Annotated in this window: 7 protein-coding genes; 4 read left to right on the top strand and 3 right to left on the bottom strand. The window is 69.1% G+C overall.

Going from position 1 to position 10402, the window contains the following annotated elements; all coding sequences use genetic code 11:
• Positions 1-242: 242 nt before the first annotated feature.
• On the bottom strand, positions 243-1913 hold the full coding sequence (gene leuA, locus GUY59_RS31285) for a 2-isopropylmalate synthase (protein ID WP_138201260.1): 1671 nt from the start codon (positions 1911-1913) through the stop codon (positions 243-245).
• A gap of 210 nt (positions 1914-2123) precedes the next feature.
• Between leuA and GUY59_RS31290 the strand changes: the two genes are divergently transcribed.
• Entirely contained in the window at positions 2124-2999 is an 876-nt protein-coding gene (locus GUY59_RS31290) for a UbiA family prenyltransferase (RefSeq protein ID WP_138201259.1), read from the top strand.
• 30 nt (positions 3000-3029) lie between these two features.
• Here GUY59_RS31290 and GUY59_RS31295 read toward each other — a convergent pair whose 3' ends face one another.
• Both GUY59_RS31295 and GUY59_RS31300 read right to left on the bottom strand, forming a co-directional pair.
• Entirely contained in the window at positions 3030-3962 is a 933-nt protein-coding gene (locus GUY59_RS31295) for an aldo/keto reductase (protein WP_161714784.1), read from the bottom strand.
• A gap of 216 nt (positions 3963-4178) precedes the next feature.
• Complete coding sequence (locus GUY59_RS31300) at positions 4179-6923, bottom strand: helix-turn-helix transcriptional regulator (RefSeq protein WP_138201257.1); 2745 nt, start codon at positions 6921-6923, stop codon at positions 4179-4181.
• An 815-nt stretch (positions 6924-7738) separates the two neighbouring features.
• Between GUY59_RS31300 and GUY59_RS31305 the strand changes: the two genes are divergently transcribed.
• The 3 genes from GUY59_RS31305 (at position 7739) to GUY59_RS31315 (ending at position 10202) form a co-directional block, all read left to right on the top strand.
• Positions 7739-8689 carry a sensor histidine kinase gene (locus tag GUY59_RS31305; protein ID WP_132338036.1) on the top strand — a complete coding sequence of 317 codons (951 nt, stop codon included), beginning with the start codon at positions 7739-7741 and terminating at the stop codon, positions 8687-8689.
• Positions 8676-9338, top strand: a complete 663-nt coding sequence (locus GUY59_RS31310; protein ID WP_132338034.1) for a response regulator transcription factor — start codon at positions 8676-8678, stop codon at positions 9336-9338. The genes GUY59_RS31305 and GUY59_RS31310 overlap by 14 nt, the downstream gene beginning before the upstream one ends.
• A gap of 147 nt (positions 9339-9485) precedes the next feature.
• The gene (locus GUY59_RS31315; RefSeq protein ID WP_138201279.1) at positions 9486-10202 is read left to right on the top strand and encodes a 4'-phosphopantetheinyl transferase family protein; all 717 of its coding nucleotides are present in this window, start codon (positions 9486-9488) and stop codon (positions 10200-10202) included.
• Positions 10203-10402: the final 200 nt, after the last annotated feature.

Below are 10402 nucleotides of genomic sequence, written 5' to 3' on the forward strand. Positions count from 1 at the left end.
ACGGTTTTGAAGGTGTTTATCCCGCCGGTGAGGTGAGGCATTGAGCTAGACGTCGTACCCCTTTTGCGAGGCCTTCCGACAGAACGAAAGCCACTGCTCTTCGAGAGAAGGAGCGGTGGCTTTCGTCGTGTCCGGGAATCAGGCGGGGCGCGGAACGGCGGCAGGGGGTTGGCGTGGCCGGGAAACGCCGCAGCGGCCGCCCCGGAGGACGGCCGCTGCCGTGCGCTGTCGTGCGCCGGGCGTCAGCTGGCATTCGCGAGCCTGACCTCCGTCCGCCCGCTCCTCCTGGCGGCCGACCCGACCGCCGTGAGGGTCGCGTCCACCACGTTGGTGGCGACGCCGACGCCCCAGACCGTCTCGCCGTCCACCTTGCACTCGGCGTAGACCGTCGTCTCCATGCTGGCGACCTGCTCGGCGCAGCCCGAGCGGTGCACCGCGCGCACGTCCACGCCCAGGGGCGCCAGCGTGGCTCCGATGGCCCGCACGGCCTGCTCGCGCTGGCCGTCCATGTGGAGGATCGCGGTGATCCTCTCACCGCCGGCAGCCGGCACGCCGGGCCGCTCGTCGCGCGAGAGGTACTCCTCCTGGAACAGCTCCCAGACCTGGTCGGGCGAGAGCTCGCTGCCCCGCAGGTCGGCCCGCTCCTGCACGAGCCCGGCGAACTCCCGCTGCAGTTCGCGGGGCAGGTCCATGCCGTGCCAGGCGCTCATGACGTACGCGATTCCGCCCTTGCCCGACTGGCTGTTGATCCGCACGATCGCCTCGTACGTGCGCCCCACGTCCTTGGGGTCCACCGGCAGGTACGGCATCGTCCACGGCATCTCGTCGACGGCGGCGCCGGACTCGGACGCCTGCCGCTCCAGGTCGTCGAACCCCTTCTTGATCGCGTCCTGGTGGGAGCCGGAGAAGGCGGTGTAGACCAGCTCGCCCCCGTACGGGTGCCTGGGGTGCACCGGGATCTCGTTGCAGTGCTCGACCGTGCCGCGGATGCGGTCGATGTCGGAGAAGTCGATCTCGGGGTCCACGCCGTGGGTGAACATGTTCATGCCGAGCGTCACCAGGCACACGTTGCCGGCCCGCTCGCCGTTGCCGAACAGGCAGCCCTCGATCCGCTCGGCGCCGGCGAGCATCGCCAGCTCGGCCGCGGCAACCCCCGTGCCGCGGTCGTTGTGCGGATGGATGGACAGGCACACGTGCTCCCTGCGGGACAGGTTGCGGTCCAGCCACTCGATCTGGTCGGCGAACACCGACGGCAGGGAACGCTCCACGGTGGTGGGGAAGTTCAGGATGATCGGGCGCCCCGGGCCGGGCTTCCACACGTCCATGACCGCTTCGCACACGTCCAGGGCGAAGTCCGGCTCGGTCTCGTTGAACAGTTCCGGCGAGTACTGGTAGCGCAGGTCGCAGCCGGCCAGATCACGCTCGGCGTATTTCATCATCATGCGCGTGCCCTGCACGGCCAGGTCCTTGCACTGCGCGCGGTCCATGTTGAACACCACGCGCCGGAACAGCGGCGCGGTCGCGTTGTAAAGGTGGAAGGTGGCGCGCGGCACACCGGAAAGCGCGCTGACCGAGCGCTCGATCAATTCGTCCCTCGCGGGCACCAGCACCGAGATCCACACGTCGTCGGGAATGCGGTTCTCCTCGATGAGCAGCCGTACGAAGTCGTAGTCGTCCTGGCTGGCCACCGGGAATCCGACTTCGATCTCCTTGTAGCCGATGTCGACGAGCAGCTCGAACATCCGCAGTTTCCTGGCCGGCGACATCGGGTTGGCCAGGGACTGGTTGCCGTCGCGCAGGTCCGTCGACAACCAGCGCGGCGCCGAAACGATCCTCTTGTCCGGCCACGTACGGTCGGGCAGGGCCAACGGAGTAAAGTCCGAATAGCGCTCTACGGGTCGGGTCGTGACCATGGTTCAATCTCCTTCGCCTGAGTCATGGTCTGCTTGCAGGAGATCTCCGATCACAACGTACAATCGGCCGGGCACCCCCGAACAGGGCGGGGATCATGAGAGTGCCGGTCCTTACCCATAGATATCCGCCCGGGTATCGAGAGTGCGGACCCCGGTATCTTTAGACGCACCCCCCTTCTCCGCCATCCGGCGGTCGAGCACAATCCGATCATGGCGACCATCGAAACCGTGGCGCTGCGGCGCGGCGGTCTGTGTCTGGCAGAGTCTCGCCCTTCCGTGCAGATAATATTCTTGCTGCGTTTTCTGACCGGCACCGCTTTGTGCGCGCAGGTCGCCGGCGCCGACGGGCATCTCGGCAGAACGGCCTGGGGCGCACTGACGTGGGTGCTGATGATTTTCTCGGTCTACCTCTTCAACGGCGTCATGGACGTGTCCGAGGACCGCCTCAACGGCTCGCGCAGGCCCATCTGCAGGGGCGACCTGCCGCCCGCCTTCGCGACCGCGGTGGCGCTCGCCGCGGCCGTGGCGAGCCTGCTCAGCGGTTTCGCGCTCGACCCGGTGATGGGTCTGCTGCTCACGGTCGTGCTGGTGCTCGGCTACCTGTACTCCGGTCCGCCGTTCCCGCTCAAGCGCAGCTCCGGCGGCACGGTCCTGACCGGAGGCGTCGCCACCGTGCTCACGTACGGCGCGGGCGCTCTCGCCTACGCCGGCGAGTTCAGGGTGTCGCTCATGTTGCTCGTGTTCGTGCCGGCGGCGTCGCTCTGGACCGCGCTGGTGGGGTCGACGACCAAGGACCTGCCCGACATCGAGGGCGACGCGCAGGCCGGCCGTACGACCTTCGCGGTCACGCACGGGGAGCGCACCCTGCGGTGGACGATCTGCGCCGTCGCCATCGGCCTGGCGCTCGCCTTCACGGCCGCCGTGCTGCTCCTGGAGCTGCCGCTGTGGCCCAGCGCCATCGCCATGGTCGCGGGCGCGCTCGCCATCACGGTCCTGTGTCTCAAGGGGCGCCGCCGCGAGCCGTACGGCGCCTTCATGGCCACCCAGTACGCCCTGCACGGCCTGGTGATCCTGGCCCTCGTCTGAACCCCGCCGAAACCCCCGCCCCGGCCCGGGTCATCCGGGAAGGGGCGCTCCGGTGGCGGCGCCGTACGGGAAGGCCGCTTCGAGGCGGCGGCACGTCGCGTCGGTCAGCAGCAGCCTGACGGAGCCCGCGTTCATCTCCAGGTGGACCGGGTCGCGGGTGCTGGGCACCGGCACGACGTCGGGCCCCCTGGCCAGCAGCCAGGCCAGCGCCAGCCGGCCGGTGCTGACGTCCATGGTCGCCGCCTCGGCCTCCAGTTTCCTGAGTCTGGCGATGTTGCCCGGCAGGTTGGCCGGGTCGAACCGGGGGTCGGCGCGGCGGGCGTCTCCAGGGTCGAGCTCGCGGGCGGAGCCGCCGCGCCCGGCCAGGAAGCCGCGGCCGAGCGGCCGTCCCGCGACCAGGCCGATGCCCAGCTCGCGCGCCACCGGGAGCTGGTCGAGCTCGGCGTCGCGGTGCCATAAGGAATATTCCATGCCGAGGGCGGTGATCGGGTGGACCGCGTGCGCCCGGCGCAGTTCGTCCCCCGTCACGTCTGACAGGCCCGCGTGGCGCACCTTGCCCGCCGTCACCAGCTCGCCGAGCCGGCCCGCCATCTCCTCGACGGGCGCGGCGTCCCGGGCCCTGCCGACGATGTAGAGGTCGACGTGGTCGACGCCGAGCCGTTTCAGGGAGGCCTCGCACGCCTGCCGCAGGCTCATGCCTCCGGAGCGGCGCTGGAGGGTGCGCGTCGAGAGGATGACGTCGTCGCGCCAGGGCCTGACGGCCTCGCCGACGAGCCGTTCGACCTCACCGTCGGCGTGGTCGTCGGACATGTCGAGCAATGTCACACCGGTGTCGAGCACGTTGTGGAGCAGCGCCAGCGATTCCACGCGGTCCACTTCGCCGTACACGCCGGAGAGAGCCAGACACCCGAAGCCCAGACACGAGGTGATCGGCCCCGTGTCACCCAGCCTTCTGCTGTCCACGACACTCCCTCCAATTGACCCTCACCGTCCGTACATACGATCTGTGGGGGCAGTTCTCGCCACAACCCCTATCCCCTGGGGACAACGAACTAATATGGAAACATCTCGGCGTTTTATCCGCCCTTGACACTGTGCACAACACTTCGTTATAAACATTGTTAATGTCACTGCCCACCGCGCGGTTCGCACGGTGGGCAGCTCGGGGAGCTCGACAGGTCAGCGCATGGAGGGGCTGAGCTCCAGGTTGGGAGGGAGATCGGAACGCTGAGTGATTCCGAGCTTGCGGTAGATGCGGGTCAGGTGCTGCTCGACCGTGCTCACCGTGATGAACAGCTTGGCGGCGATCTCACGGTTGGTGTAGCCGACCGCGGCCAGGCCGGCGACGCGCCGCTCCGCGTCGCTGAGGATGGCCACCACCTTGCTGATCTCGGAGCCCTGCCCCTCGGCGGTGGCCGCGCCGTCGCCGTCCAGCGCCTGGCTCAGCGGCTGGGCGCCGCACTCCTGGGCGAGGGTGCGCGTACGGCTGGCGATGATGCCGGCCCTGCGGAACTCCCCGACGCTGTGGAAGGCCTCGGTGAGGTCGAACAACGACCGGGCCAGCTCGTAGCGGTCGCCACAGGTCTGCAGGCGGTCCGTCGACTGCCGCAGCAGCATGGGCCGGTGCCGGAGCTCGCTCGTGGCGGCCAGCAGGCGCAGCGCGATCCCGTGCGTGCGCGAGGCCGTCGGGCCGCAGCGGGACAACTGCTCCTCGATCAGGGCGCGGGCCTCCGCCTGCTCGCCCATCCTGATGAGCGCCTCCGCCGCGTCGGTACGCCAGGCGATGAACCCCGGCGTGTCCATCTCCCACTCGGCCATGAGCTCGCCGCAGAACCGGAAGTCGCGCAGCGCCGCCGCGGGGTGGTCGACCGCGAGGTGGTAGCGCCCGCGGGCGTGCAGGTAGTGCAGGCCGAAGCGGGTCTGCAACATGGCGTCCGGCACCGGGGTGTTGACCTGGGCGAGCGCCTTGTCGTACTGCCCCATGGCCGTGCTGGCGAGCATCAGGTTCGCCAGCGGGCCGCCCACGGTGACACCCCAACTGGCCGGCGGGATGAGCTCCAGTGCCTGCCTGGCGCACGACGCCGCGGTCTCCAGGTCGCCGCGGCGCATGGCGATCTCGGCGCGGATCGCGGTGAGCCGGGCACGCCGCGCAGGGGCGCTGCGCGACTGCGCCTCCTCGATGAAGGCGTCGCACCAGGGCGCGGCCTTGTCCGGCCAGCCTCCGTAGGTGAGCGCGAGCAGGGAGCTCTCGACGGTGTCCATGGACATCTCGTCCAGGCGGGAGCTGTGCAGGATGCGCTCGACCGTGCCGAGGATGCGCTCGCGCGGCCCTCGGGTGAGTACGGAGGTCAGCGCTTTGATCGACTCCAGGCGCCGGCTCACGCGTACGGGGAGCACGGCCTCCCTGGCCTGCTCGCTGGTCGACCTGTTGACGTGGGCCAGCAGCGGCGGCGCGGAGCAGCGCAACCACAGCCGCGTGCCGATGAGCTCGGCCACGGTCTGAGGCTCGGTGTCGCCGCTCTCCTTGAGGTGTTCGAGCACCTGGCAGGCGTCGTCGACCTTGCCGTGCCACAGCAGCGCCCTGGCCAGCACGACCGCGTCGCTGCCCCGCAGGGTGCCGTTGTGCAGGGCGTCGGTGAGTTCGGCGAGGTGCTCGGCGGGCGAGCTGGGGTTGATGCGCCATTCCGCGCGCATCAGCACCGTGGCTATGGTGGTGCGCCGTCGCTCGTCGGTGCAGCCGCGCCAGGCGAGCTTGAGGTAGTCGACGGCCGCGGTGACGGCTCCGTCGTCCAGGCGGTGCAGCGCCGCCGTCTCCAGCACGGGCACGGCCCAGGGCAGGTCGGTCGCGTCCGCGCCGAGCAGGTGCTCGGCGATCACGACGTCGGCGGCGCCCTCCTCGTGCAGCAGTTCGGCGGCCCGCCGGTGCACACTGCGGCGCACCTCGTCGCTCAGCTCGGCCAGCACCGTCCGCCTGGCGATCTCGGTCCGGAAGTGGCCCGACTCCAGCAGCCCGGCCGTCTCCAGCCAGTGTATGGCGTCCGACACCGACGCGGTGCCGGAGCCGAGCAGCCGCTCGAGAAGCGCCGGGTCGTCCAGCACCGCGAGCCAGCCGGCGACCTGCATGAGCCCGGGGTCCGCCCGGTGCAGGCACGACAGCACGGCCTCGCCGTAGCGTTCGGCGGGAGCGCTCCCGCCGGTCTCGTGGTCCTCGATCAGGCCGCGGAGCAGGAGCGGGTTGCCGCCGCTCAGCGTGTGCCACTCCGGTGTCAGTTCCTCGGCCGCCGCCTCGCCCAGGCGCTCGGCCGTCATGCCCAGAGCGGCGCCGTACGACAGCGGCGCCAGCCTGACGGCGGTGCAGTGGGGCTGGCGGAGCAGCTCGGTGGCGAAGAATCCGTGCATGTGCCGGCGGTACTCGGCCTGGCTGAAGACCGCCACGAGCGGCGCGTACCTGGACCTGCGGACGAGGTACGACAGGCAGAGCAGCGAGGCCCGGTCGGCGAGGTGCACGTCGTCGACGACGATCGCCAGCGGATGGCGTTCGGCCAGCGAGAGCAGGACCGCGCAGAGCGAGTGCACGATCTGCACGTCCACCTGCTCCACGCGGTCGCCCTTCGCGGGCGAGGCCATCTCCGCGCCTTCTCGCAGCAGGTCGGCCGCGACCGCGCGCACGTCCTCGCGCAGCGGCGCGTTCTGGAAGAGCTGGCCGAGCACGCCCAGCGGAATATCGCTCTCCGCCTGGGTGGCGGAGGCCACAAGCGGCAGCGCACCCCGTTCGAGTGCCTGTTCGGCGAAGGCATGCAGAAGCTCACTCTTGCCCGTCGCGACGACCCCCGTCACCATCACGACCCTGCCCTTGCCGCCAACGGCCTCGGCGAGGAGGCCTTGCATGGAGGTCATGGCCGCGTCTCTCTCGAACAGCCCCATGATTGGACACCCCTTTTAGAAAGGCAATTCACGACCGGATGGAGTTCTGAGGTCCAACGAGCTTTTCTGCTCTTTTCTCGGCTTCGATGTCTTGGTCCGGCGAACCTGCCGCATGACCTCAACCCCTTCCGCACCCGTTACTGGGTTGACGCTCATCACGTTAGGTGCGGCTCTGGGGGCTCACAATACGACTTATCCTTAATAACGCGGGTCGCGCCGTACGGACCATCCGGTCTTCACCTTTCGGACCAGACGCAGGTCCGAGTCATCGCGGGCCCGCGCCGGGCGGCGCACCCGGGCGGGTCCCTGCGGGGACCCCGGCCCACGCTGCCGGCGCACGCGGGAGGGGGTGGAGGGCGGCCCAAACCTTACTGACGAGTATCGTTATCACTTATTAACGTGAATCGCGCTAATGCGAGCCATGCTCACGTCGGCCCGCCGTCTCGCCGGACATCCGGACGAGCCGGTGCGCCGACTCCGGCCCGGCACACGCTGTTCACGGAATATTGACATTTGCATGTCGCACCCTGTTTCAGCAGGTCACAGGGCCGACAGCGGCTGCTCGGGCACCACTCCGCGTATGCCGGTCATTGGCATACAGTTGCCTACTCACCAGTGTTGACCCAAGATGTAAGCATTCGTGCACTCTCCAAGGGGACACGGTGGGAGAAATTGCGCATACGGGTGAGCAAGACGCTACGGGGCCGGCGAGCCTTATCGAGGAGTGCCGAGCGGACATACTGAGCAAGTACGAGCAGGGACTTGCGGCCATCGGTAGCGTGTTGATCAATGATCAGGTTACGAAAACCCAGGTCATGACGAACGCAGGCCAGATCCTGACGGAGATGGCGGGGGCGCTGCGTGCGGGACGCCTGCAGGACGACGACGAGACGTCCCGTTTCCTGGCCTGGGACATAGGCGTGGCGAGGGCGTCGGCGGGCGTCCATCCGAGAGAGTCGCTGATGGCGGCCTCGGTGTTCTTCCGCGCGGCGTTCACCACGCTGAGCCAGCGGCTCCAGGACGACACCCAGGCAGCTCGCATGCTCAGGCTCGTGGTGACGGCACTGGAACAGAGCATCTCCCTGCGCATCAGGGAGGCCGCCAACAGTTACACCGGCATCCTGCTCAACAAGGTGACCGAGGCCCAGATGGCCGAGCGCCGGCGGATCGCCAGGGAGCTGCACGACCGCATCGGCCACAGCCTCAGCGTGGCCCAGCGCCAGTTGGAGCTGTCGAACATGTACCGCCCGGGGGAGCCGGCGAAGGCGCTGGCGAAGCTGGAGATGGCGCAGCAGGCCATCCAGGAGACGATGTACAGCCTGCGCCAGGTCACCTCCGACCTCCATCCCCCGGGGGGCAGCACCTTGGAGAAGGGGCTGCTCAACTACCTGGACGTCATCGGGACGGACGACGTACAGATCGAGCTGATCGTCAACGGCGACCAGACCTGGGCGCCCGCGACCGTCAGCGAGGAGTGCCTGCTGATCCTGCGCGAGGCGGCCCGCAACGCGCTCACCCACGGAGAGCCGTCGGCCATCCTCATCAGGATCGACGTCGCGCCGCACGAGCTGGTCGCGAGCGTGATCGACAACGGGTGCGGCTTCGACCCGGACGGGCAGGCGCCGAAGGGCAGTCTCGGGTTGTCGTCCATCAGGGAGCGCACCCAGTTACTCGGCGGCACGGTGACGATCGCCAGCAAACCTGGCATGGGCGCCAGAGTCGACCTCGCCGTGCCCATCCAGAGGCGCCCCGATGATCAGGAGTGACCCGCCCACCACGATCGCCATCGTGGACGACCACGCCCTGTTCCGCGAGGGACTGAGGGAGATCCTGGACGCCCAGGACGGCTTGGTCGTGGTGGGCGAGGCGGGCACCTCCGACGACGCGCTCCGCCTGGTCGCCGACAAGAAGCCGGACATCCTCCTGCTCGACGTGGAAATCCCCGGCGACTCGGCCACCGACACCGTGACGCGGCTGCGCAGCGAGGTCCCGAACACGCAGATCATCATCCTCAGCATGTACGACGGCCCGCAGCTCCTGCGCAGGCTCCTCGCCGCCGGCATCCGCGGTTACCTGCTCAAGAGCGTGCACTGGCACGAGCTGGTGTCGGCGATCCGGAGCGTGCACGACGAGCCGGACCGCATCGTCCTGGCCGTCTCCCGTGAAAGTCTTGCCCAGATGGAGAGCGCTCCCACGGAGGTGCTGACGAGCAAGGAGCGCGAGGTCCTCGAACTGGCGGCGCAGGCGCTCAGCAACCGGCAGATCGCCGCCCGCATCAACACCACCGAGGCCACGGTGAAGCGCCACCTGCGTAACATCTTCGTGAAACTGGGGGCCGCGTCGCGCATCGACGCCGTCAACCGGGCGATCGACGCCTCCCTGATCACACCGTCGCGGGCACGATCCGATAACTAACCATAAATAGGGACATTTCGGTCAGATCGTACCCCCTTCCAGGGGAAGGTTCACCCCGCAACCGGCTCCGGACAGCCCGAGAAGACCTGGGCAAACGTTCTCTCGCGGCGAGGCCGAACCTAGCTTGGAATGGTGAACACCAATGCTTTGATCGGGAGCATCCTCCCCCCGTGGGTGGTGGCCGTCGACACCTTCGACGACCACGACGCGATGCTCTTCCCCGCTGAAGAAGAGGTGATCAGCCGATCGGTGGAGACCCGGCGCAAGGAGTTCGCCACGGCACGCATGTGCGCCAGGCAGGCCATGGGCCTGCTCGGCCTGCCGCCGCAGCCGCTCCTGCCCGGCCTGCGCGGCGAACCCCAGTGGCCCAAGGGCTTCGTGGGCAGCATCACGCACTGCGCGGGATACCGCGGCGCCGTCGTCAGCCCCGGCAGCGACACCATCACGATCGGCATCGACGCCGAACCCAACGAGCCGCTGTCGAACGGCGTCCTCGATGCCGTCTCGCTGGCCGAGGAGCGCAAAGCCCTGCGCGCCCTCGCCGTCGACCACCCCGAGGTCTCCTGGGACCGCCTGCTGTTCTCCGCCAAGGAGTCGGTCTACAAGGCCTGGTTCCCGCTGGCCAAGCGGTGGCTGGACTTCGAGGACGCGATCCTGACCTTCAACCCCGTCCTGGGCGCCTTCTCCGCCCGGCTCCTGGTCACCGGCCCGCACGTGGGCGGCCAGCAGCTGACGGGATTCACCGGCAAGTACATGGCCCGTGACGGGCTCATCCTCACCGCCATCGTCATGGCCTCCAGCACCGCCTCGCGCCGCCACCGCCCGATGCTCAGGCGACCCGTGCCGCAGCCGGTCAGGGCCTGACGCGCCGTACGCGGCCACCGTCAGGACCTGGCCCGGCCGTCGCGACCTGGTTCCGCGGCCGTCGCGTACCGGCTTCGGCTGCGTCCGTCGCGAACTGGTTCGGCCCTGCCGTCGTGACCTGACCCGACGCGTCCGTCACGACCTGACCCGGCCCGGGAGGCGCGGCCGTGCACGAGAGTCACCGTGCCCGCTCCCCGCAC

It is taken from the genome of Nonomuraea sp. K271, from assembly GCF_009908215.1.
Classification (GTDB): domain Bacteria; phylum Actinomycetota; class Actinomycetes; order Streptosporangiales; family Streptosporangiaceae; genus Nonomuraea; species Nonomuraea longispora.

Excerpts from the sequence above, each read along its gene's own strand:
- GUY59_RS31290 (WP_138201259.1), top strand. The coding sequence starts at position 2,124 with ATGGCGACCATCGAAACCGTGGCGCTGCGGCGCGGCGGTCTGTGTCTG.
- GUY59_RS31305 (WP_132338036.1), top strand. The coding sequence starts at position 7,739 with ATGACGAACGCAGGCCAGATCCTGACGGAGATGGCGGGGGCGCTGCGT.
- GUY59_RS31300 (WP_138201257.1), bottom strand. The coding sequence starts at position 6,923 with ATGGGGCTGTTCGAGAGAGACGCGGCCATGACCTCCATGCAAGGCCTC.
- GUY59_RS31310 (WP_132338034.1), top strand. The coding sequence starts at position 8,676 with ATGATCAGGAGTGACCCGCCCACCACGATCGCCATCGTGGACGACCAC.
- leuA (WP_138201260.1), bottom strand. The coding sequence starts at position 1,913 with ATGGTCACGACCCGACCCGTAGAGCGCTATTCGGACTTTACTCCGTTG.